This window comes from Kribbella qitaiheensis (assembly GCF_014217565.1).
GTDB lineage: Bacteria > Actinomycetota > Actinomycetes > Propionibacteriales > Kribbellaceae > Kribbella > Kribbella qitaiheensis_A.
Map to the genome: position 1 here is coordinate 6,705,757 of NZ_CP043661.1, position 23,203 is coordinate 6,728,959.

19 protein-coding genes and 1 pseudogene are annotated in these 23,203 nt (G+C 67.7%); 16 read left to right on the top strand and 4 right to left on the bottom strand.

Annotated elements, in window-relative coordinates; translation table 11 throughout:
* The first annotated feature begins 14 nt into the window (after positions 1-14).
* The 10 genes from F1D05_RS31910 (at position 15) to F1D05_RS31955 (ending at position 11,797) form a co-directional block, all read left to right on the top strand.
* A complete protein-coding gene (locus F1D05_RS31910) occupies positions 15-272 on the top strand; it encodes a hypothetical protein (RefSeq protein ID WP_185444072.1) in 258 nt (85 codons plus the stop codon).
* Between the two features lie 314 nt (positions 273-586).
* The gene (locus F1D05_RS31915) at positions 587-1,069 is read left to right on the top strand and encodes a hypothetical protein (protein ID WP_185444073.1); all 483 of its coding nucleotides are present in this window, start codon (positions 587-589) and stop codon (positions 1,067-1,069) included.
* An 8-nt stretch (positions 1,070-1,077) separates the two neighbouring features.
* The gene (locus F1D05_RS31920; RefSeq protein WP_185444074.1) at positions 1,078-1,617 is read left to right on the top strand and encodes a GMC oxidoreductase; all 540 of its coding nucleotides are present in this window, start codon (positions 1,078-1,080) and stop codon (positions 1,615-1,617) included.
* A gap of 355 nt (positions 1,618-1,972) precedes the next feature.
* Positions 1,973-3,784: a hypothetical protein gene (locus F1D05_RS31925; RefSeq protein WP_185444075.1), complete on the top strand. Its 1,812-nt coding sequence runs from the start codon at positions 1,973-1,975 to the stop codon at positions 3,782-3,784.
* A 120-nt stretch (positions 3,785-3,904) separates the two neighbouring features.
* Positions 3,905-4,672 carry a phytanoyl-CoA dioxygenase family protein gene (locus tag F1D05_RS31930; RefSeq protein ID WP_185444076.1) on the top strand — a complete coding sequence of 256 codons (768 nt, stop codon included), beginning with the start codon at positions 3,905-3,907 and terminating at the stop codon, positions 4,670-4,672.
* Positions 4,669-5,577, top strand: coding sequence for a helix-turn-helix domain-containing protein (locus F1D05_RS31935; protein WP_185444077.1), 909 nt, complete (start codon positions 4,669-4,671; stop codon positions 5,575-5,577). Before F1D05_RS31930 ends, F1D05_RS31935 begins: the two co-directional genes overlap by 4 nt.
* 196 nt (positions 5,578-5,773) lie before the next feature.
* The gene (leuS, locus tag F1D05_RS31940; RefSeq protein ID WP_185444078.1) at positions 5,774-8,263 is read left to right on the top strand and encodes a leucine--tRNA ligase; all 2,490 of its coding nucleotides are present in this window, start codon (positions 5,774-5,776) and stop codon (positions 8,261-8,263) included.
* 11 nt (positions 8,264-8,274) lie between these two features.
* On the top strand, positions 8,275-8,694 hold the full coding sequence (locus F1D05_RS31945) for a YjbQ family protein (RefSeq protein ID WP_185444079.1): 420 nt from the start codon (positions 8,275-8,277) through the stop codon (positions 8,692-8,694).
* A gap of 116 nt (positions 8,695-8,810) precedes the next feature.
* Complete coding sequence (locus tag F1D05_RS31950) at positions 8,811-9,038, top strand: hypothetical protein (protein ID WP_185444080.1); 228 nt, start codon at positions 8,811-8,813, stop codon at positions 9,036-9,038.
* Positions 9,039-9,286: 248 nt separating this feature from the next.
* Complete coding sequence (locus F1D05_RS31955) at positions 9,287-11,797, top strand: ATP-binding protein (protein ID WP_246486134.1); 2,511 nt, start codon at positions 9,287-9,289, stop codon at positions 11,795-11,797.
* Positions 11,798-12,509: 712 nt separating this feature from the next.
* Here the strand turns inward: F1D05_RS31955 and F1D05_RS31960 are convergent.
* Entirely contained in the window at positions 12,510-13,022 is a 513-nt protein-coding gene (locus F1D05_RS31960; RefSeq protein WP_185444082.1) for a pyridoxamine 5'-phosphate oxidase family protein, read from the bottom strand.
* A 53-nt stretch (positions 13,023-13,075) separates the two neighbouring features.
* Here F1D05_RS31960 and F1D05_RS31965 point away from each other — a divergent pair, with 53 nt between their 5' ends.
* The 4 genes from F1D05_RS31965 (at position 13,076) to holA (ending at position 18,477) form a co-directional block, all read left to right on the top strand.
* Positions 13,076-13,918 carry a DegV family protein gene (locus F1D05_RS31965; RefSeq protein ID WP_185444083.1) on the top strand — a complete coding sequence of 281 codons (843 nt, stop codon included), beginning with the start codon at positions 13,076-13,078 and terminating at the stop codon, positions 13,916-13,918.
* 105 nt (positions 13,919-14,023) lie between these two features.
* Positions 14,024-14,926: a ComEA family DNA-binding protein gene (locus F1D05_RS31970; RefSeq protein ID WP_246486135.1), complete on the top strand. Its 903-nt coding sequence runs from the start codon at positions 14,024-14,026 to the stop codon at positions 14,924-14,926.
* Between the two features lie 85 nt (positions 14,927-15,011).
* Entirely contained in the window at positions 15,012-17,363 is a 2,352-nt protein-coding gene (locus F1D05_RS31975; RefSeq protein ID WP_246486136.1) for a ComEC/Rec2 family competence protein, read from the top strand.
* A gap of 130 nt (positions 17,364-17,493) precedes the next feature.
* A complete protein-coding gene (gene holA, locus F1D05_RS31980; RefSeq protein WP_185444085.1) occupies positions 17,494-18,477 on the top strand; it encodes a DNA polymerase III subunit delta in 984 nt (327 codons plus the stop codon).
* Positions 18,478-18,617: 140 nt separating this feature from the next.
* Here holA and rpsT read toward each other — a convergent pair whose 3' ends face one another.
* Together rpsT and F1D05_RS31990 are read right to left on the bottom strand one after the other, a co-directional pair.
* Positions 18,618-18,878 carry a 30S ribosomal protein S20 gene (rpsT, locus tag F1D05_RS31985; RefSeq protein WP_185444086.1) on the bottom strand — a complete coding sequence of 87 codons (261 nt, stop codon included), beginning with the start codon at positions 18,876-18,878 and terminating at the stop codon, positions 18,618-18,620.
* Positions 18,879-19,088: 210 nt separating this feature from the next.
* Complete coding sequence (locus F1D05_RS31990) at positions 19,089-19,508, bottom strand: SRPBCC family protein (RefSeq protein ID WP_185444087.1); 420 nt, start codon at positions 19,506-19,508, stop codon at positions 19,089-19,091.
* An 11-nt stretch (positions 19,509-19,519) separates the two neighbouring features.
* Here F1D05_RS31990 and F1D05_RS31995 point away from each other — a divergent pair.
* Together F1D05_RS31995 and F1D05_RS41315 are read left to right on the top strand one after the other, a co-directional pair.
* A pseudogene (locus F1D05_RS31995) lies at positions 19,520-21,382 on the top strand (S8 family serine peptidase); the annotation flags it as partial.
* 151 nt (positions 21,383-21,533) lie between these two features.
* Positions 21,534-21,953, top strand: coding sequence for a hypothetical protein (locus tag F1D05_RS41315; RefSeq protein WP_246486928.1), 420 nt, complete (start codon positions 21,534-21,536; stop codon positions 21,951-21,953).
* A gap of 56 nt (positions 21,954-22,009) precedes the next feature.
* Here the strand turns inward: F1D05_RS41315 and F1D05_RS32000 are convergent, their stop codons facing one another.
* Positions 22,010-22,984 (bottom strand): hypothetical protein, encoded by a 975-nt coding sequence (locus F1D05_RS32000; RefSeq protein ID WP_185444088.1) that lies wholly within the window; start codon positions 22,982-22,984, stop codon positions 22,010-22,012.
* Between the last annotated feature and the right edge of the window lie 219 nt (positions 22,985-23,203).

Here is a 23,203-nt window from a genome sequence, read left to right on the forward strand (position 1 = left end):
GAAGGAGAATCGAGATGGCTGAGCAACGGAAGAAGAAGGCCGGAGCTTTCGACATCCGGGTGGTGATCGCGCTGCTGATCGGGATCTACGGTGTGGTGCTGACGATCCTCGGCATCATCGCCGACCCCAAGGAAGTGGACAAGGCCGCCGGGATCAACATCAATCTCTGGGGCGGCATCGCGATGCTGGTCTTCGCCGCCATTTTCGTCGGTTGGGCCCGGCTGCGGCCGATCGCGGTACCGGTCGAGAAGCCCTCCGAGGAGTCGGCGTGACCCGCAGTACGTCAAAGCTGTGACCTACGGCACCGCTGGTCGTTGTAAGACCAGTGGTGCCGGTGGTCCCGCAGCGATGGGAAGCCGGCCCGGCCCCGTCCCACTGCGAAGGATCACCCTGCCGGGACCGGACGCGTACTCGCGCACCCAGGGCGTTTCCAGCCGTACGCCGGGCGCGATGAGGCCGGCGCGACCGACTTCATGATCAACGCGCTGGACAACTTCGACCCGTCCCCGACGCACTCGCCCAGCCGATCGGCGCGGCCCTGGTCACCGGTCTCGCCGATACCGGGCTGGCCCTGCCGGGGCTCGAAATGCTGCCGGTGGAGCTGCGCAGCCTGGATCGCGCGCTGGCGGCGTACCTGCAAAGTGACCAAGCGCTGCCGCTGTCCTTTCCGATCGCCGGTCTGCTGAACCTGATGGCGACCCGGGTGAATCCGCTCGCCGTGAACGGTGTGCACCTGTCGCCGTTCGCCCGGCTGACGTACGCCGAGAAGGCAAAGGCGTTCAAGCTGATCGAGAAGACCGACTCGGACCTGATCGAGTTGCTGGACGTGCACTTTCCCGAGCCGCTGAAGGCGTCGGTGTCCGGTTTGCTCAAGTTCGTCGGTGGCGCGCTGATCGAGTTCGCCACCTTCGGCGCGTACGGCGAGTTCGCCGTCTACGACCAGGCGACCAGGACGCTCAAGTCCCGGCCGGTCGGCTGGGACCTCACCGGCTATCAGCCGGACGGACCGGTCGAGGGCTGGGACGACTTCATCGGCTACTACCAAGGGCGTACGGAGGTGCAAGACTGAAGGAGTTGATGGCCGGCGGCATCGACAAGCTGCTGACCGTGCTGGTGATCACCGACGACGACGTCGAGGCGCAGAACCGGGTCACCCTGTCCGCGCTGCCGGCCGACGAGAACGGGCCGATCCCCAAGGTCACCTTCAAGCAGCGCAAGCGGACTCCGCGGACGCTGAAGAACCGGGAGTTCATGGCTCGCAAGGCGGCCGAACTGCTGCGCGGCGCGGGCGCCAAGAAGGTCTACCGGATCGACTGGGCTCCGCTGATCCTGCACGTCCAGTCGTCGATGCGGATGGGAGAGTCGGAGAGCAACTCGGTGGTCGACGCCCGTGGCGAGACGCGCGCGGTGAAGGGTCTGTTCATCGCCGACAACTCGGCCCGGTCGAACGGCCTCGGCGGCCCGAACCCGACCCTGACCTCCCAGGCGCCGGCGACCAGGACCGCCGAGCACATCTTCCAGTCGTACTTCGACGGGGACCCGTGGGTTCACAAGGAGTCTCCGGTGGTTTCTACGGACCCGCGGATCAGCGTCCGGCTGGGCCAGCTGGGGCTCTGAGGCCGCGCAGCCTCTCGGCTCCTTGCCTATCGCGACAGAGTGTCGCGCTGCCGCTCACTGCGACCCCACGGCGTCGGGCTGCCGTCGTAGTCCGCGCCAAGCCCGGTTCGGAGAGTCCGGCGGGCACTCCGAAAGCCGGCCGGAGTTCGTCGCACCTCGCGACGGGCTGGGCGCGGGCTGCGCGATGTCCAGTCCCCGGGAGCGCTCCTGCGGCTTTGAATCCCGCCGTGTTGCCGAAGGCTCGCCTACACCTCTCTACCCTGTTCCCCCGTGTGAGGTTTCCCCTTGTGGATAAGGCGAAGGTGGCCCTCTAGCGATTTGCCGTGGTTGTTCGGATCGGCGTATAGTCGAACACATGTTCGCCACCGATTTCACTGGATGCGACGCTGCGCAGACCCTGGCCGCGGCGTCAGCTGCGTACGAGCAGCAGCGCCAAAGTGAACTCAACCTGATCCTCGCCGCGCAGCACCAGGCCGACCTGCACCCCGCACCCGGTCGCAGTCACGGCCGCCCCGGCGGTGAACAGGCCCGCGTCTACGGCGGCGACGGCAACCCCGAGATCGCCGAATTCGCCGTCGCCGAATTCGGGGTCGTGATCGGCCGCTCACCAGGGTCAGCAGCCAGGTTCGTCGGACAGTGCGTCGCGCTACGGCACCGGTTCCCCGCCACCTGGGAACGTGTGAAGTCCGGCCACGCTACCGGGTGGAGAGCACTCCAGGTCGTTCAGGAATGTGTCGAGCTGTCTGCCGAGGCCGCGGCGATCGTGGACCGGCGCGTCGCCGATCTCGTCGACTCGGTCACCTTGGCGCAGTTGCAGAAGATCATCAAAGCCGCGTCCTGGCGGGCCGACCCCGAAGCAGTAGACGCGAAAGCGAAAGCATCCGCGAAAGAACGCGGTGTGTGGGTCGGGCGTACCGACGAGCACGGCAGCACCAAGCTGTACCTCAAAGCCGCGACCGGTGACGTCATCCAGCTGTACGCGACCATCACCCAACTCGCCGAAGCCCTCGCGGCACTAGGTGACACCGGCACGATCGACCAGCGCCGCGCCAAAGCCGCCGGTCTACTGTCCGACCCCGCCCTGGCCGCCGACCTCCTCACCGCCACCCAACACCTCGCCACCACCAAGGCCGCTACCAAGCAGCCCGCCACCCAGTCCGCCGGCGGCCCTGCCGCCACGCAGACCGATGACCCGGCGGCCGCAGCCTCCGAGGACACCGGCCAGCAGGATGCTGTTGCGGAGCCTGGCCTCGATGACGAGGCCGACCGCGACACCCCACACCCCGACACCCTGGGCCATCCACTCGACCACGACGACCCGGCCACGACTGTCGCCGCAGTCGTAGCGCCTGGCGCTGGTGACGACAACTCCGTCGACCCGGCCCGCCCAGACCGGCCGCCCGGTCAGCGACCATCACTGCTGGGCAGCAGCCCCGTACCGGTAGACGACCCTGCCCGCGCGGGCAGGGACACTGCCGCACGCCTCGAACTACGCCGCAAAATCGACGCCACCCGCCAAAGCCACCCCGAACGAGGACGGCGGATCTACCAGACCGTCGTCAACCTCCACATCACCGACGAAACCCTGCTGGCCGGCAAAGGCACGGCCCGGGTCGAAGGCTACGGACCCGTCTACACCGACCGGCTCGAAGAACTCCTCGGCCACCACCGCATCGTCCTGCGCCCTGTCATCGACCTCAACACCGCGCTCAGCGTCCACGCATATGAGATCCCCAACCGGATCAGCGCCCACGTCAACCTGCGCTATCCGATCGAACAGTTCCCCTACGGAGCCACCGAAACCCGCACCACCCCCAACTACACCGGCACCGGCCGTGCCTCGACCGACCTCGACCACATCGAGCCCTACCGGGCAGGAGGACCCGCGAACCAGACCTCGACCGACAACCTCGCACCCCAAGGCCGGTTCGGCCACCGCCTCAAGACCCACGACGACTGGCGCCTGCGCCGTATCGACAACTACACCCTCGAATGGACCACCAAACACGGCTACAAATTCCACCTCGATCACACCGGAACCCACCCCATCCCCAAAGACAGAGACCACGACGGCCGAAACCGCCTCAGAACCCGGACGCCTGCTGGCGCGATCCGATGCCCTGGGAGAACTCCGCTCCCGCGGCCGAGTCGTCCAGCGCCTCACTGACCACGGCTGCGTAGTGCTGGGAGTAGATGTCCGTTTGGCGAACATGGCTGTCCGGTGTGGTCCTGCCGTTCGGCGGCTGTGGTTCCTAGGCTCGAAGTACCCGAACAGGAGGATTTCGAGATGACGATCACGCAGGGTTCGACGGACCTGCCGGCGCTGGCGTCGCAGTACGCCGAGCAGGGGTTTGTGCTGGTGAAAGGCCTGCTCAGCAAGGAGGAGGCGGCGTCCTACCGGGAGACGAGCCATGCGTTGCTGGGCCGGCTGAACCGGCACGACGACCCGACCTGGCAGTCCGCGACGGGGATGGCCGGCGGGAAGACCCGGCTGCGGCACCTGCACGACGCGCAGTTCTACGACGCGGCGTTCTCGCGGTTGCTGGTGGATCCGCGGTTCACCGATGTGGCCGCTGCGGTGATGGGTGTGGAGGATGTGCAACTGCACCACACCAAGCTGTTCGTGAAGCCGCCGGAGAACGGGTCGCCGTTCCCGCTGCACCAGGACTATCCGTTCTTCCCGCACAAGTACCACCGGGTCGGAGCGGCGATCTTCCACTTCGACGACGCGCCGGAGGAGAAGGGCTGCGTCCGGGTGATCCCGGGCAGCCACAAGGCCGGGCCGCGCGAGCACGACCCGGAGGGCTCGTACCACCTGCCCGACGTGCCGTTCGACGACGCCACGCCGCAGCCCGCTGAGGCCGGCGACGTGCTGTTCTTCACCTACCTGACCGTGCACGGCTCGGGAGTGAACGTCAGCAACGAGCCGCGGACGACCTGGCTGGTGCAGTACCGCGACCCGTCCGACCCGCCCACGGTGAAGACCCACGACCACTCGCTCGGGCAGGGCATGATTCTGAGGGGAGTGGACCCGACCGGCAGGAGTGGCGTTTGAGTCTGACGGCTGTCGCTGCGGCGGACCGGTTCGTGGACCTCGCGGGGCTACTGGAGTCCTGCGAGGTCGGCGGCTTCCGTGCGGACTTCGTGAGCTGGGGGCACTACCGCCCGGAGTACTGGCGGAACTACTGGCACAGCCACTCCTTCCACGAGGTCTGCCTGGCGTACTCCGGCGAGGGCCGCTTCAACTCCGGTACGACCGAGTACCAGATCGGTCCGGGCGACGTGTTCCTGGCTAGGCCGGGGGACGTCCACGAGATCGAGTCGAGCCGGTCGGCGCCGCTGGGAATCGCGTTCTGGGGCTTCACCTTCCGTTCGGTGTCCGGTGCCTCCGGTGCGGGCTGGTGGTCGGGGCTGACCCGGCCGGACGGTCCAGTGGTCTCCACTGCTCTTGGTGGGTTGCCTGCAGTCATCGCTGCGCTGGCGGCGGAGGCTGCGGCACCACGGTCGGGGTACGAGTCGTCCCTGGACGCTTTCGGCGCTGCACTCGTGCTGGACACGGCTAGAGCGTTCGCACTCGAGGACGACCTGTCGGTGGAGCCCATAGTGCGCGACCGCGGCCCGGTGGTGGTCGAGGCGATGCAGCGGCACCTGCTGGACAACCTGGCCCGACCCGTAACGGTGCGAGAGGTCGCCGCTGCCGTGCACCTGTCCGAGCGGCACGCGGAGCGGCTCTTTCGTTCGGTCACCGGGGCTTCGCTGATGTCTACGCTCTGGCGGATGCGCCTGGAGCTCGCGGCCCAGCTCCTGTTGGACCACACGCTCACTGTGACTCAGGTGGCGCGCGCCTGCGGGTACTCCGACGTACGGCCGTTCTCTACTGCCTTCCGCCGGCACTACGGCAAGACCCCGAGCGCCCACCGTCGCACCGGCGGAACAGAGTTCCTGGTTCGCCGGAGTTAACCCGGTCACATCGGGGTGGGGACATGCGGTAATCTGGGGGTATGCGAGCAACCCTGCTTCTTAGTTAGCCGTACTGGCATCCAGGCGCCTTCTGCGCCGGTCAGTGTGGCGACCCCTCCTGTGTGAGGGGCTTTTTCATTTAGAGGCATCTTTCTGGCAGGGTTCCCATGACATCTCAAGACGCAGGAGTACGACGGTGAGCGAGCAGGTGGAGCACGAGGCGGACGGCGCGATCGACCGCGGCGGCTACGACTTCAATGCCATGCAGGCCAAGTGGCGGCCGGTCTGGGAGAAGCTCGACCCGTTCAAGGCGCGCGACGACGGCTCGGCCGAGCGCCGCTACGCGCTGACGATGTTCTCTTACCCCTCCGGTGACCTGCACATGGGCCACGGCGAGGTGTTCGCGCTGCACGACGTGCTGTCCCGCTTCTGGTTCCAGCAGGGCTACGACGTGATGAACCCGATCGGCTGGGACTCCTTCGGGCTGCCCGCCGAGAACGCGGCGATCAAGCGCAACGAGCACCCGGCGACCTACACGTACGCCAACATCGAGACCCAGGCGGAGTCGATCCGGCGGTACGCGCTGAGCTTCGACTGGTCCCGCCGGCTGCACACGTCCGACCCGGAGTACTACCGGTGGACGCAGTTCCTGTTCCTGCGGTTCTTCGAGCGCGGGCTGGCCTACCGCAAGGCGTCGTACGTGAACTGGTGCCCGAACGACCAGACCGTGCTGGCCAACGAGCAGGTCGTCCAGGGTCGCTGTGAGCGCTGCGGGTTCGAGGTCACCAAGCGCGAGCTGACTCAGTGGTACTTCAAGATCACGGACTACGCGCAGCGGCTGCTGGACGACATGGAGCTGCTGAAGTGGCCCGAAGAGATCCTGCTGCAGCAGCGGAACTGGATCGGCCGCTCCGAGGGTGCCTTCGCCTCCTTCGAGGTCGAGGGTCGCGACGTGCCGATCAAGGTCTTCACGACCCGGCCGGACACGCTGTTCGGCGCCACCTTCCTGGTGGTCGCCCCGGACGCCAAGCTGGCCGATGAGCTGGTCACACCCGACCAGCGCACGGCCTTCGACGAGTACCTGAGGGCGGTCAAGGCCTCGACCGAGATCGAGCGGCTGAGCACCGACCGGGAGAAGACCGGCGTCTTCCTGGGCTCGTACGCGACGAACCCGGTGACCGGCGAGCGGATCCCGATCTGGGCGGCCGACTACGTGCTGGCCGACTACGGCACCGGCGCGATCATGGCCGTGCCGGGGCAGGACTCGCGGGACTGGGAGTTCGCGGAGAAGTTCGGCCTGCCGATCGTCCGGACCGTGCAGCCGGAGGAAGGCTTCGACGGCAAGGCCTACACGGGTGAAGGCCCCGCGATCAACAGCGCCAACGCCGAGATCAGCCTGGACGGTCTGGGTGTCACCGAGGCCAAGGCGAAGATCAGCGACTGGCTGCAGGACAAGGGCCTGGGCGAGCGGACGATCAACTTCCGGCTGCGCGACTGGCTGCTGAGCCGGCAGCGCTACTGGGGTGCGCCGATCCCGATCATCCACTGCCCGGTCGACGGCGAGGTGCCGGTGCCGGACGACCAGTTGCCGGTGGAGCTGCCCGACCTGCGCGGTGCGGCTCTCTCTCCCCGGGGTGTCTCGCCACTGGCGTCGGCCCGGGACTGGGTCGAGGTCGCCTGCCCGAAGTGTGGTGGACCCGCCGAGCGGGACACCGACACGATGGACACCTTCGTCGACTCGTCCTGGTACTTCCTGCGGTACACGTCGCCGGAGTACACGGATGGGCCGTTCGATCGCGCCGCCGCGGATCGCTGGATGCCGACGTACCAGTACGTCGGTGGCAAGGAGCACGCGGTCCTGCACCTGCTGTACGCGCGCTTCTTCACCAAGGCGCTGCACGACATGGGCATGCTGGACGCCGTCGAGCCGTTTGCCCGGCTGATGAACCAGGGCCAGGTGATCAACGAAGGCAAGTCGATGAGCAAGTCACTGGGCAACGGGGTCAACCTGGGCGACCAGCTGGACGAGTTCGGTGTCGACGCGATCCGGCTGACGATGGTCTTCGCCGGTCCGCCGGACGACGACATCGACTGGGCCGACCTGTCCCCGGGTGGATCGCTGCGCTTCCTGCAGCGGGCCTGGCGGCTGAGCGGTTCGGTCGAGTCCCCGGTCGGCGCCGATGTCTCCACCGGTGACGTGGCGCTGCGCAAGCTCACCCACCGCACGGTGGCCGACGCGACCGAGCTGATCGAGTCGTACCGGTTCAACGTGATGGTCGCCCGGGTGATGGAGCTGGTGAACGCGACCCGGAAGGCGATCGACTCCGGACCGGGCGCGGCCGACCCCGCAGTACGGGAAGCCGCCGAGACGGTGGCGATCCTGCTGAGCCTGGTCGCGCCGTACACGGCCGAGGACATGTGGGAGAACCTGGGCCACGAGCCGACCGTCGCGAAGGCCGGCTGGCCGAAGGTCGACCCGGCGCTGCTGGTCCAGGACTCGGTCACGGCCGTGGTCCAGATCGCCGGCAAGGTGAAGGAGCGGCTGGAGGTGTCCCCGGACATCACCGACGCCGAGCTGGAGAAGCTGGCGCTGGCCTCCGAGGCGGTTCAGGCCGCGCTGGACGGTCGTGGGATCCGGAAGGTCATCGCCCGCGCGCCGAAGTTGGTCAACATCGTTCCGGCCTGAGACGCTGCCGTATGCGTTCCGAGCTGATCGATGTCGGTACCGGTGACCAGCAGGTCGTTTTCGATCTGACCAGCAAGTGCGAGCAGTTCGTCGCCGCTGAGGCCCATCAGGCCCAGGGCGACGGGCTGCTGCACGTCTTCGTGCCGCACGCGACGGCCGGAGTGGCGATCCTGGAGACGGGAGCGGGCAGCGATACGGATCTGCTCGCCGTACTGGAGCAGCTGCTGCCGCGGGACTTCGAGTGGCAGCACCGGCACGGGTCGGCGGGGCATGGGCGCGATCACGTGCTGCCCGCCTTGATCCCGCCGTACGCGACGGTGCCGGTGATCGGTGGCCGGATGATGCTCGGCAGCTGGCAGTCGATCTGCCTGGTCGACACCAATGTGGACAACCCGCGCCGGCAGGTCCGGCTGTCCTGGCTGCCAAGCTGACGTTTCAAGCTGTTTGTGGACTACCGGGTAATGAAGAATTCCGGTGTTTGGTGACTTATCGTGATGTTGCCTGTCACGTTACGTTCGCGAAACACATCTCCGGTTGACTGTTGCGCATGGCGGCGACGGGGAACTTCCGGGAACAGTGGCTCGGTCTTGGCACCGAACTGGTGGTCCGCGCGACCCGGAGCATCTGCGCCGGCAGCCTCCTGAACGCTGATTCGGGGCGTGCGGTGACCGCCGCCCGGATAGAGGAGTGGGCCGGAGTGCTTTCTCTCTACGAGCCCCAGCTTTCCCTTGTCGAGCCCCAGAACGAGTCCGTGGCCGTACGCGCGACCGCCTGACAATGACATTCTTGCGGCGTCAGTAATTACCTCTCCTCTTTCCTCTGCGTGGTCGGGTCGGACGAAATTCAACCATTCTGTCCGGATCCCGGCGGGACGCTGTGCTGGCGTCCGGGCGGCAGCCGCGTCCAGAATCTGAGAAGGTGTCACGCTATGTTGTGCGAGGGACGTGTGAGGCTCTGAAGGGGTGACGGGCTTTGTCGGACGCGGATGGCCGGGCTGAGGGACGGCGCGACTTTGCTGACCTCTTGCTCGACTTGAGGGTTCAGGCAGGGCTCTCCCAGGAGGAGTTGGCCGACCGGGCCGGACTGAGTGTCCGCACCATCCGTGAGCTCGAGGCAGGCCGGGTCGCGCGGCCACGGAAGGACTCCGCGCGGCTGCTCGCCGAGGGCCTCGGCCTGCGTGACGGCGACGCCGGCAAGTTCCTCGTCGCCGCTGGTCACGCCACTGTTCGGCCCGTGATCGCAGTGGCTGCCCCGGCTCCGGCAGGGCTGCGCTGGCGCGGCACCAGGCCGATCCCGGACGGCCTCGTCGGTCGCGAAACCGAGTTGATCGAGCTGGAGGGGCTGCTGCGGCAGAACCGCCTCGTCACGCTGGTCGGTCCGGGCGGCGTCGGCAAGACCGAGCTGGCTCTGGCCGCGGCCGACCGCTTCTCGGGTGCCGACACGACCGTGGTCGTCGTCGACCTGACCACGGTCCAGCGCGACGCCGCAGTAGCGTCCGCGATCCTCGACGCCTTCGGGACCGCTCCCGGGACGTCCGACCTCGACGATGTACTGGCCGGCCGGAAGCCCGGCGACCTGGTGATCGTGGAGGACAACGCCGAACACGTGCTCGACGGGGTCGCGACGGTGGCCAACCGGATGGTTCGCAGCTACCCCGGCATCGGCGTACTGGTGACGTCGCGGATCCCGCTCGGTCTGCCTCACGAGGTCGTACGCCGGGTGCAGGTGCTCGGCGTACCGGCGAACGACAAGGACTTTGCCGAGATCGCCGCGAGCCCAGCCGTAGAGATGTTCGTACGGCGCGCTGCCCGAGTGCGTCCGGGCTTCCAGCTGACCCAAGAGAACTCGGCGACCGTCGCCCGGCTCTGCCAGCGGCTGGACGGGTTGCCGCTGGCCTTGGAACTGGCGGCCGCGCGGGCCGGGTCCCTGTCCGTGGAGACGATCCTCGCTGCGTTGGACGACAGGTTCCGGCTGCTGTCGGGGCCACGGCGGTTCGGCGCTCCACACCAGCGCACGCTTGCCGACACGATCGCCTGGAGTGTGGACGCGCTGTCCGACCCGGCGCGCCAATTGCTGTATCGCGCGTCGATGCTGGGCTCGCCGTTCACGCTGGACGCGGTGGTCGGCGTCTGCACGGGGCTGCCGATCGAGGCCGCCGACGTACCGATGCTGCTGGCCGAGCTGGTGGACAAGTCCCTGCTGCAGCCGGTGCTGGAGTTCGAGGCGCTGTACGGCGCGCGGTACAAGATGCTGGAGACGATCCGCGAGCACGCGTACGCCGGGTTGTCGTCGCAGGATGAGGACCTGACCGAGTTCCGCGATCGGACGGTCACCTGGTGCTCGACGTACGTGGAAGGGCTGGACGGGGCCTGGTCGAGTCCGGACCGGGACCGGCGGTACCGCGCCGCCAATGCGAACTCGGCCACTTTCGAGGTGGCGCTGGAGCGCGCGGCGGAGTTGGGGGAGTGGGACACGGTTGCGCGGATCGTGCTCGGATTCCGGGTCGCCTGGCAGTACCAGGCAAGCGTTGCGGAGAGCGGGATCCAATGGGCCGGCGCTGCTGCGGAACACGTGACCGACAAGGAGACCAGCGGTCGGTTGCTGGCGATCGCCGGTCGGCTCTCCAACCTCACCGGCGACGTCCGGGCCGCGCGGCGGCACTACGGTGAGGCGCGGACGTTGATGCCGCCCGAGTCGGAGATGGGCTTGGTGGCGCGGGCCGGCTGGGTATCGTCCGGCTCAGTGCTGCTCGACACTGTGAGCCTGGCCGAGATTCCGACGCTGGTAGAGGATGCACGCGGGCATGGTGACCCGCAGCGATCCGCGACCGTGCAGGCGATCTGCGGGCTCGCGCTAGCTCGCTGGGGACGGCTGCCCGAGGCCAAGGAGCTGCTGCTGGCCTGGGCGGCCGCGCTGTCCAACCCGGGGGTCTACCCGGACGAGATCGCGTACATGGCCCTGAGTCGGGTCGAGCTGGAGCTGGGCAACCTGGACGAGGCCCGCCGCTGGGCGGAGCTGGCCAGGGACAGCCAGGCCTCGGACGACCCGGAGCGGACCAAGGTGGCCGGCTGCCTGGCCATGGTGGAGTTCCAGGCCGGCAAGTACGACCAGGCCCGTTCTCTGCTGGACGAGGCGGACGCGGACATCCGTGGCCATCGGGGCTACTTCGACTACCTGGTGATGCTGTACCGCAGCCGGTTGGCCCGGCAGAACGACGACGCGGAGCAGGCTCGCCTGTCGATCCGGGACGCCGTGAGCCGGCTGCTGGCCGAGGGGCGGGTCGTGTACCTGCTGGACGTGCTGCCCGAGGCTGTGGCGGTGCTGCACGCGCTGGGGCAGCACGAGCAGGCTGACCAGCTCTGCGGGCAACTGCTGGCCTGGCAGCGCACGATGGACCCGCCCATGCTCCCGACGGCCTGGGAGGTGCTGCAGGAGTCCTGCGCCCACGCCCCGGTGGCCGACGGCTGGCCTGAGCCCGACCCTGCCGAGTCGGTCCAGCGGCTGGCCGACGACGTACTGACCGCGCTTTCCTGACGCGGATCCCGCCAAGCTGCCGGAGAACTGCCGGTACTTCTGCCTCGTCCTGACATACGGCCGGACACAAGAATTACAGCCGTAGGACAGGTTCCACGAGACAGAGATCCGAGACCGGGTTCGGGCTCACGGCAGGGATTGGGGTGGTGGGCTGTGACGAGGCAAGCGCAGTTCACCGCAGTGCCGGAATGGCTCGAGCAGCAGGAGCAGGCGACGCGGAGTACATCCGGCAACCGGACGGTGGGGGCGCCGATCGGTTGCCGAGAGCTCCGGAGTGCTGCGTCGTGCGGATCTGTCCTACGCGAAACCGGGTGCCGTGCGCCGTCAGGGCACCGGACCCGGGGCGAGGTCCCAGCAGCGGTCAGGCACACGACACAGGGGACGAGTGCTGACTCGGTCGATACGGGAAAGCCGGTGGGTTTGGTCACCCGCCGGTGGGTCGACCGCTGGGATCTCCCGGGGGGAATCGCGGTGAATCGCACAGGGGACGAGTCGCCGCACAGCCGGTACCAAGCGTTGAGGAGCTGACACCGAGGGGGAGTCAGCTCACGGTGAGGTGGAGGCCAGCGGAGGGGTTGGCCGCCACCTCACCGCGCTGCTTTCGCGCCCACCACCCTCCGTCTTCCTCCCGCCCTACCACTCTCTTTCCTCCGGCCCCTACCACTCTCTTTCCTCCGGCCCCACCACTCTCTTTCCTTCCTTCCCTTCGTCTTTATTGCTTCTTGAACAAGGCCGCCTTGTCGAAGGCGTAGCCGACCATCCAGCTGGGTTGCAGCCGGCAGTAGGCGATGTCCGGACCCCAGCTGCTCGGCGAACTCCCGTAGTGCGCGGTCAGATGCGCCTCGATCTCGGCGAAGTCCGGATGCTCGGGGGTGAGGAATTCCACGTCCCCATGGCTGAACACCCCGATCCGCTCGCCGTCGACGTACGAGAGGCTTGCGGCGGGCCTGGCTCGCAGATGCCGCACCTTGGCCGCCGTACCGGAGGTCGTGAACACCCACCGCGTGTGCAGGAAGTGTCCGTCGACCGCGCTGATCCGCGGCTCGTTGTGGGCCGTCACAGTGGCCAGATTGAGCGTGCACATGCCGGTCAGGACCTGAACCAGTTCCTGGGCGTCCAGGTGCCGCTCGTCCTTGATGATGTTGCGGAGACGCTCGGTCGACCTCTCGTAGGCCGCATCCAGTAGGCGCTGCAGGTCGGCGATTTCCTCGGGGGTGTCCAACATGCTTCGCAGTCTGACACCAGGCACGGACGAAAACTGTCCGGTAACCTCGCTGCATGTCAGCCCGCGTGCACGTCGTCACCGACTCCACCGCGGGTCTGTCGGCGCACGAGGTGCTCCGGCTCCCGCTGACCGTCGTACCGCTCCAGGTCGTGATCGGCGGGATCTCGTACGACGACGGTGCCACCAGCGCGGATGCGGTCGCGGAGGCGCTCAAGACGTTCACCCCGGTTTCGACCAGCCGGCCGGCTCCGCAGTCGTTCGCCGATACGTATGCCGCATGCGCCGCCGACGGCGCTGAGGCCATCGTTTCGATCCACTTGTCCGGGGACATGTCCGGCACGTTCGAGGCGGCGATGATCGGCGCGAAGGAGTCGCCGATCCCGGTCCGCGTGGTCGATTCGCGGTCGCTCGGGATGGGGCTCGGGTTCCCGGTTCTCGCGGCAGCCGCTGCCGCTGCCGCCGGCGCGGACCAGGCCGGCGTCGAGGCGGCCGCCCGGGCCCGGATGTCGGCGGTGTCGTCGTACTTCTACGTGGACACCCTCGAGTACTTGCGCCGCGGCGGCCGAATCGGTGCCGCCCAAGCCCTTTTCGGTACTGCGCTCGCGGTCAAACCACTCCTGACCATCAGCGGCGGCCGAATCGTGCCACTCGAAAAAGTCCGTACGTCGAGCCGCGCGATCGCCCGTCTGGCCGACATCGCCGTCCAGCGAGCCGGCGACGGCCCGGTCCAACTGGCAGTCCACCATCTCGCCAACCTGGACAAGGCCCAAACCCTCGCCGACGGCCTCGCCGACCGCCTGCCCCAAGCCGACGAAATAGTCCTCCGCGAAGTAGGCGCCGTCATCGGCGCGCACGTGGGCCCCGGCCTCCTCGCCGTCGTGGTAGCCCCGCACTAGCACCGCCCACCTCGGCCCCGTCCTCGGGCGCCCGCCCTCGGTTGCGTTTTCCACAGGCTTGAAATTGATCCGGCCGGAGGGCCGAACCCTCGTACTTTCTCTGGCGTGAAGGTCAGACGCCGCACCCCAGCACCCGACCCAGGCGGTCGCCTGCGTGCCCTCGCCCGGCTGAACGCGGCCACGCCGGGAGCGGTGCGACGTGTGCCGCCGGCGAGCGTCGAGCAGCTGCAGAGCGTCGAGCTGCTGGCGAGTGGTGGGCAGAGGGCGAGCGCTGGGCTGCTGGGGAGTGATGACGAGGTGGGGAGTGATGAGGAGGTGCGAGGTGGATGGATTCCCGAAAGCGTGGTGCCCGAACGACTCCGCGGCAGCCGATGGGCCCTGGCCCCGCGGCACGTCGCCGTGGTCGCCATCATCCTGCTGCTCGGCTTGGTCTGGGCAGGCTGGTCGCTCTTCCACAGCCGACCCGAAGTCATCCCCGACGCACACCCGTCACCGCCCTCAGCAGTGGGCGGATCACCCGTCACCCAACCATCAACTCCCGGTGCCCCAACCCCATCTCCATCGCCCCAGGAGCTCGTCGTGGACGTAGCAGGCAAAGTCCGCCGCCCCGGCCTGGTGCGAGCCAAGCCCGGCTCCCGAGTAGCCGACGTGCTCGCCCTGGCCGGCGGAGCCCTGCCCGGCGTCGACCTGACCAGCCTCAACCTCGCCCGCCAGGTCTCCGACGGCGAACAAATCCTCGTAGGCATCCCAGGCAACGCCCCACCACCCACAACCCCAGGCCCCGCCACCACCCCCGGCGCCGAGCCTCCAACCGCAACCCCCGTAGACCTCAACAAAGCAACCCTCGCCGACCTGGAGGCCCTCCCCGGAGTCGGCCCAGTCCTGGCCCAGCGAATCCTCGACTGGCGAACAGAACACGGCCGCTTCACCACAATCGACGAACTCCAGGAGGTCACCGGAGTAGGCGAGAAGAAATTCGAATCCCTGAAACCCCATGTCCACGTCTAACCCCACCCCACCACCGGACGAGCCACCCGCTGTACCCGTGCCCTCGCTGGGGGAGGTGGCGGACCGATCCACTTCATCGCCTGTGGTGTCTGGGCAGGCGGAGGTGGAGCCGTGGGATGTGCGGCTGCTGGTTCCGGCGGGTGCGGGTTGGGCGACCGCGGTGATTTTGATCGGTCAGCACCCACTGGCGGGGGTGCTGACCGGCACAATCGCGCTCCTGCTCGCCGGTGTCCTGTTCGTGGGATTCCGGCGAGGTCCGGTCGTCGTGACGGCTGTCGGGGTGACTGTCGTAGTGGCGGGCATGGCGTTCGCAGCCGCCTTGCAAGTGCAGAGCCTTCGAGCCGGGCCAGTGCGGGAGCTGGCATCGACCGAGGCAGCAGTGAAGGTCCGGTTGAAGATCGACGGCGACCCAGCCGTCCGGAGTACTACAAGCAGGCGACCGCCGTACGTGGTGGTTCGTGCGACGATCGAGGAGATAACTGGGCGAGGACAGACAACGCGAGTGCGTACGCCGGTGCTGGTGATCGGATCAGTTCAGTGGAAGGACGTCCGGTTCGGCCAACATCTCGAAGCGGGCGGCCGATTAGGACCGGTCGAGTCGGGTTCCGACGTCGCCGCCATGCTCTCGGCACGAGCAGCCCCGAAGGTTCTCGACGAACCATCCTGGTGGCTGCGAGCCGCCGAACGAGTACGACTCGGGCTCCGGCAAGCAGTCGCCGGCGAGCCGGAGGCCGTGCGTGGCTTGGTTCCAGCCCTGGTGATGGGTGACGAATCCGCCCTGCCGACCGAGCTGGCCGACGACTTCAAAGTCACCGGCTTGACCCACCTGTCGGCCGTCTCGGGTACGAACCTCACCCTCCTACTCGCGTTCGTCCTACCGCTTGCCCGGCTGCTCGGAGTCCGCGCCCGCGGGCTCAACATCGTCGGCCTCGCGATGGTGGCCGTGTTCGTCGTACTCGCACGCCCCCAGCCAAGCGTCCTGCGCGCCGCCGTCATGGGCTTGGTCGCATTGGCCGCGATGACAAGCAGCGGCGGTCGACGAAGAGCGGTGCGCACCTTGTCGGTCGCAGTTCTCGCCCTACTCCTACTCGACACCTCACTAGCAAGATCTGCCGGTTTCGCCCTGTCGGTACTAGCCACCGCCGGCATCGTGCTCCTCGGCCCAACCTGGCGCGACGCACTGGCCACCTGGATGCCGGTACGCTTAGCTGAAGCGATCGCCTGCCCGCTAGCCGCGCAGATCGCCTGTACTCCGGTGGTCGCGTGGCTGTCGGGTCAGGTCTCGCTGGTGGCAGTAGCGGCAAACCTCCTCGCCGGACCAGCCGTAGGCCCCGCCACGATCATCGGATTCGGCACGGCCGGTATCGCCTTGCTGAGCGCAGATCTGGCTCGCCTGGCCGGTTGGGTCGCGGGCTGGCCGGCGCGCTGGATCATCCTCATCGCTCAGCAAGGAGCAGATCTCCCAGGCGCCGCGAGTGCTTGGCCCGCCACGGTGATCGGCGTCGGCGTACTCACGCTGCTCTGCCTCGCCCTGATCATCGGCCTGCACCGCATCCTCGCGAAGCCGATCGCCGTGGTGCTGGCCGTAGTACTAGTTGCTGTCGTCGTACTTCGCCCAGTCGGTTCGCTCACCTGGCCGCCAAAGGGCTGGCTTCTCGTGGCTTGCGATGTGGGCCAAGGCGACGGCCTCGTACTGCGAATTGGCGGCGACGCAGCGATCGTCGTGGACACCGGCCCGGATCCCGCGGTCATGGACCATTGCTTGCGCGAGTTGCAGGTGACGCATGTGCCCGTGCTTGTCTTCACGCACTTCCACGCGGACCACGTCGGGGGACTGGCCGGAGTACTGCATGGTCGCAAGGTCGACGAGATCGAGATGACGCCGTACTTCTCACCTGCTGCCGAGTACAGGCGCGTTGCCGAGTTGGCGGAGCTGCATCGGATACCGCTGCGGACGGTCGCGTTCCACGAGCAGCGGTCGGTCGGTCCGGTGAGCTGGACCGCTCTCTGGCCGGCGCGGGTTCCCGCTCTGCCGCAGTCGGGCCGATCTTCGGCGACGCCGACCGATGAGGGGTCGCCGGAGAACAACGCCAGCATCGCGATGATGGTCCAGGTCTCCGGCCTGCGTCTGCTCCTGACCGGCGACCTCGAACCAGAGTCCCAACGAGCCGTCCTGGCCACGGGGGTCGACCTCAGAGCCGACGTACTCAAGGTCCCGCACCACGGCTCCGCCCAGCAGGACCCCATTTTCATCCAGTCCACCGGCGCCAAACTCGCCCTCATCTCCGCCGGTATCGACAACGACTACGGCCACCCGGCCCCCCGCACCCTCGACCTCCTCACCCACGCAGGCATGACCATCGCCCGAACCGACATCCAGGGCTCCCTCGCCGTCCTGACCACCGACCAGCACCTCTCCCTCACCACCCACCGGTGACCTCCTCGCTGTTGACCGCCGACCAACACCTCTCTCACCGCCCACCGGTGACCTGTCCCGCCTCCGATCAGCAGGCGGGCCGTGGGGGTGTCGTGGATTGTCGGCGCGGCGTGGGATGCTGACGGGCGTTATGGCAGCTCGAAAGAATTCCGCGCCCAAGCTCGGCGACGTCCTGCTGGTGACGGGCGCCGAGACGTTCCTGGCCGACCGGGCGGTCCGTTCCGCGATCGTGGCAGTGTCGAAGGACACCGCCGACGTGGAGGTGACCGACGTCGCCGCGGCCGATCTCGATGTCGGGGTGTTCGCCGAGCTGACCGGCCCCTCGCTGTTCGCGACCGAGCGAGTCCTCGTACTGCGGGCGCTCGAGACCCTGCCTGCGGAGATGGTGCCGCACCTGTTGGAGTACGCAGGTTCGCCGGCTGACGATGTGCTGGTGGTCCTCGTGCACTCAGGTGGGCAGAAGGGCAAGGCGGTCCTCGACAAGTTGCGGAAGGCCTCGGTCAACGAAGTGGTCGCGACCGCGCCGAAGACCTGGGAGCTGCCCCAGTTCGTGCTCGGTGAGGTTCGGCTTCTGAAAGGGAGCATCGACGAGCGTGGTGCGACCGCTCTTGTCGATGCCGTTGGACACGACCTGCGGGCGCTTGCCGGTGCGTGTTCGCAACTGGTGTCGGACTCCGACGGGCAGCCGATCAACCAGGACCTGATCAGTCAGTACTTCGGCGGTCGCGCCGAGGTGACCAGCTTCGCCGTTGCCGACGCCGCGATCGCGGGCCGGACGGAGCCTGCGCTCGAACAGTTGCGCTGGGCGTTGGACTGCGGAGTCGCGTCAGTCCTCGTCACCAGCGCGATGGCTGGTGGGCTCCGCGGGCTGGCGAAGTACACGAGTGCGCCAAGTGGTCTTCGCGAGGCAGACCTGGCCCGCGAGGTCGGCGTACCGCCGTGGAAGCTGAAGACCCTGAAGCAACAAGCCCGCGGCTGGACCGCAGGCGGCCTGGCCACCGCCATCAAGGCGGTCGCCCAAGCAGACGCCGACGTCAAAGGCGCCTCCGGCGACGCCGGCTACGCCCTCGAGCGAATGGTGATCACAGTCAGCCGCGCCCACGGCCGCCGCTAACCCCCTACAGATTTAGGGGACCGACCGCCACTGAACCCAACAGGTTCAGGGTCCAGCCGGCGCTGAACTCAGCAGGTTTTTGGGGACGCAAAAACGATCGGCCTGGTCCGGTGGCGGATAGGCCGATCGTCAGGGCGCGATCAGAGAGAAGCGGCCTTCTTGAAGATGGACGACTTCCGGTTGGCGGCCTGGTTGGCGTGGATAACGCCCTTGCTGGCAGCCTTGTCGAGCAGGCGAGCCGCCACGCGGGCGTTCTCCTGCGCCTTCGGGGCATCGCCGGCGTCGGCGGCCTCACGGAAGCGGCGAACTGCCGTCTTGAGGGTCGACTTCACAGACTTGTTGCGAAGCCGCGCATCCTCGTTCTGGCGGTTGCGCTTGATCTGGGACTTGATGTTCGCCACGGAGCAGAGCCTCGATCAGGAGTTTGCGGTTAAGACAGGAAAGGTGGTGCGTGCACGGGTGAGTAGCAAACGCACACGCGCGAAGAGACAGACTAGCAAGAAGCCCTGATCAGCACCAAACCGAGCAACGCTACCGACGCCTGCCTTCGACACCCCCAACCCTACAGCCGCAGCCTAGAGAGACCGCACCGCCAACCGCAGCCTGGCCGCTCACAGAGGCGAAGGTGGCCTGCCGCCTGCCGCCTGCCGCCTACCGCCTGCCGCGAAGGTGGATGCCGCGCTGCCGGCGGTGGTGAGCTGATGGTGAGGGCTAGTGGTCCCTGGGGGAGGTGGGGATTCGGCGGTGGATTTCAGGGCGTTGAGGGTGTGATGGATGCCGGTGACGTTGCGTGTGTTGCGGTTGCCGAAGATGAGGCTGAACGGGCGGCGGAGGACGGCGGGGCGGTGGGTGCATTCGGGGCTCCATTCGCCCATTCGGGGGAGGTCGCTGACCAGTGCGTAGAGGTGGTCCGGCGGGGCCTCGACGGTGATGGATGCCTCGAAGTCCGGCGTGTCGGTCCTTCCGTGGTGACGGTGATTCCCCGTGACACGTACTGGACTGAGCGTGACATCGGCGAGGGGCAGCGGCATACTCGGCCCCCATGTCGTCCTCCGCCCGCGTACGTCGTACGGCCGGTCTGCTGATTTTCGCAGTCTTCGCCGCCACCACCACAGCCCTCGCCGTCGCCGGCTCCGCCACCGCGTCGAGCCAGAGCGTCGCGGCGAGCCAGAGCGTCGCGGCGAGTCAGGGGCGGGCGCAGGTGGAGCGGGTCGGCCAGGGAACCGGTGTGCCGGAGTCGGTGACTGGGGTTTATCTGGTTCAGCTCGATGATTCGCCGGTTGCGGAGTATGACGGCGACATCGGCGGGCTGCCCGCGACGCGGGTTGTTCCTGGTGGCAAGTTGTTGAGGCAGGCCGCGCCGGTGCTCTCGTATGTGGAGCATCTCGCGCGGGAGCGGGCGGAGGTTCTCGGTCGAGTCCCGGGCGCCACCAAGCTGTACGACTACAACTACACGTACGCCGGTTTCTCGGCTCGGATGTCGCACGACGAGGCTGTGCAGTTGGCTGAATCCTCCGGGGTGAAGAGCGTCGAGGCGAGCGGATTCCAGCACCAGGACACGGTCGACACCCCGCGGTACCTGGGCCTCTCCGGCAGGGGCGGCGCCTGGCAGCAGGCGGGCGGAATCGACAAGGCCGGCGACGGGGTGATCATCGGCATGATCGACACGGGGTTCGTCCCCGAGCGGCCCAGCTTCGCGCCGATGAAGACCACCAAGCAGTCGGATGCCCTGGTCGCCCGCAAGTGGAAGGGCACCTGCCAGGTGGGCGAGGAAGCGCCGGTTGCCTGCAACAACAAGGTCATCGGCGCTCGGTACTTCGACGCAGGCATCGGCAACCGCCCGATCCCGGAGGAGTTCCGTTCGCCCCGCGACTACGGCGGTCACGGCACCCACACGGCCAGTACTGCGGCCGGCAACTACGGCGTCGACATGTCCGTGCAAGGCCGGCACTACGGCAAGGGCTCCGGCATCGCGCCCCACGCGCGCCTGGCGATCTACAAGGTGCTGTGGGCAGTAGACGCGGCAGGAGGCGGCACTGGAACCGATGCTGACATCGTGGCCGGTATCGACGCGGCAGTCGCTGACGGTGTCGATGTCATCAACTACTCGATCTCCGGTCCGGGCAACACCTTCGTCAACGCAGTAGGTCTGGCCTTCCTCCGTGCAGCGCGCGCAGGTGTGTTCGTAGCCACCAGTGCGGGCAACACCGGCCCAGGAGTGAGCACAGTCGGCAAGAACTACCCCTGGGTGACGACTGTTGCCAACGGCACCCACGACCGCGAGATCCAGACCACGGTGACATTGGGCAACGGCAAGTCGTACACGGGTGCGGGTATCGGCGCGGGCACCCCCGAGGCTCCCGTAGTACTGGCCAAGAACGCGGGTCTCCAGGACGCGAAGCCGACCAACCTCACCCTCTGCATGCCCAAGACGCTCGACCCGGCGAAGGTGACCGGCAAGATCGTCGTCTGCGACCGCGGCGTCAGCGCCCGGGTCGACAAGAGCCTGCAGGTGAAGAACGCCGGCGGCATCGGGCTGATCCTGGTCAACCCCACACCGAACACACTCGACTCCGACCTCCACTCGGTGCCGACCGTCCATCTGGATCACGTCGCGGCGCCCGAGATCAAGGCGTACGTCGAGGGGACCACTTCGCCGACTGCCAAGATCGGCCCAGGCCGGCCGGTTCGGGTGAACGCGCCGAAGGTGGCAAGCTCGTCGAGCCGCGGCCCGGCCCTCGCTGGGAACGGGGATCTGCTCAAGCCGGACATCATGGCGCCGGGCACCAACATCCTGGCCGCGACCAGCGCGTTCGCCGCGGCCGGCGGCCAGTACGCGTTCCTCAGCGGCACTTCGATGTCGACGCCCCACATCGCCGGAGCAGCCGCCGTCCTGAAGGGCCGGTATCCGAACTGGTCACCGATGGCGATCAAGTCGGCCCTACTGACCACCGCAAACTCCAACGACACCGACGGCGATCCGATCAAGAACGACTCGGGTTCGCCGGGCAATCCCGTTCGGGTACGGCGCGGGCATGGTCCAGCCGAAGCTCGCGATGGACCCCGGTCTGGTCTACGACTCCTCGTACGACGACTGGGCGCGTTTCGTCTGCGGCTCAGGCCAGGTGCGAGACACGCACGACCTGTGCGCCAAAGGCAAAAGAGACCCGAGCGACCTGAACTACCCGTCGATCTCGATCGGCGACCTGGCCGGCAAACAGACGGTCACCCGAACCGTCCGCAACGTCGGTCTACTCCCAGAGATCTATACCCCGAAGATCGAGGGCCTGACGGGCCTCAAGGCAACCGTCACCCCCAAGCTCCTGGTCGTCCTCCCCGGTGCTACCGCCACCTACCGAGTCACCTTCGAGCGCGTCGACGCGCCCCTGGACCAGTACGCCTTCGGGAAACTCACCTGGCGCTCGGCCCGCCACACAGTCACCAGCACCCTGGCGATCCGCACCCACCCCAGCTGACCCACCCAACCCAAAGCCGGCCGCACACCCCCAGAGCGCAGCCGGCTTCAGCTTGATCAGGGCCGGCCGAGCTTGATCCGTACTCCGGTCGGCGTGGTGAACACCAACTTGCAGTCTCCCGAGGTGACGTCACAGCGGATGACCGATATTCCGGCGGTCACGGGCGAACCGTCCGGGCCGATGGACGGCGGCGTCTTCGGCGGCTGTTTGTCCCTGAGACCGGTGCCGGTGAAGAGGAGGTGCGTGTCATCTTCGAAGACCGGAGCGGGGAGGTCGGAGATCGGCCGCGGCAGCCGCAGTTTCGTCGCCTTGCCGGTGGCTACGTCGATCACCACCGGTTGCGGTTGGACCTCGGTACGGCTGTCGGCAGACAATGACGAGCCGGGGTGCACCATGGTCCGGCCGTCCGGAGACACCACCGGATAGAACGCCCTTCCACCGCTGCCGCAGTACTGGCGATCGACCGCGAAGCCCGTGCCCTGGGCTGAGCCGAGCTTCATGCACCAGGACTCGCCCTTGTTGGTCCGGGTGACGACCTGCACCTTGTCGGAGTCGGTCGCACCCTCCAGGCCGAGGTCGAAGCCGGGGATCGTCAGCTGGACCGGTTGCCCCTGGCCGGGCTGCCAGAGCAGCGGTTGAGCGCCCACCTTGTAGTCCTCGCCGAACCAGAGGCCGGCCTGGTTCCAAGCCCAGAGCACTGTCGTCTGGTGGGGCAGCGTCACCGAAGCGATCTCCTTCCTCGTTGCGACGTCGAGCACCAGCACCTTGGTCTTGCCTTTGCCGGCCGCAAGTGTGACGGCGACCTTCGAACCGTCCGGCGACTTGAGGATGCCCCTCGTGTTCTGCGGACCGAGCGGCTGGAATTTGCCGTCGGCCTGCAGGGTGCCGGTCTGGAACGGGCCGCCAGCTTCGCCCTTGATGAACAGCCAACCGCCCGCCACCCTGCCGCTCGGGCCGATCACCAATGAGTCGTCGATCTTCACCGTCTGCTTGCCGTCGTGCAGAGTTTTGGTGGTGCCGTCCGACAGCACGTAGGGGATCCGCAGTTCGGTGCTGGGCTTGTCAGCGGGTGGTGGGGGTGTCTTGTCCTTGCCGGACAGGTGGATTGCGACTGGGACGGCTACTACCAGGATCGCGGCGATTGCAGCGGCGGCGATGACTATCGGCCAGCTGCGGCGGTGGTGGCTTACCAGCTCCAGGCCTTGGGGCTCGTGGTCGTCGGGGATGGTGGCGGCCCTTGGTGTCCAGGT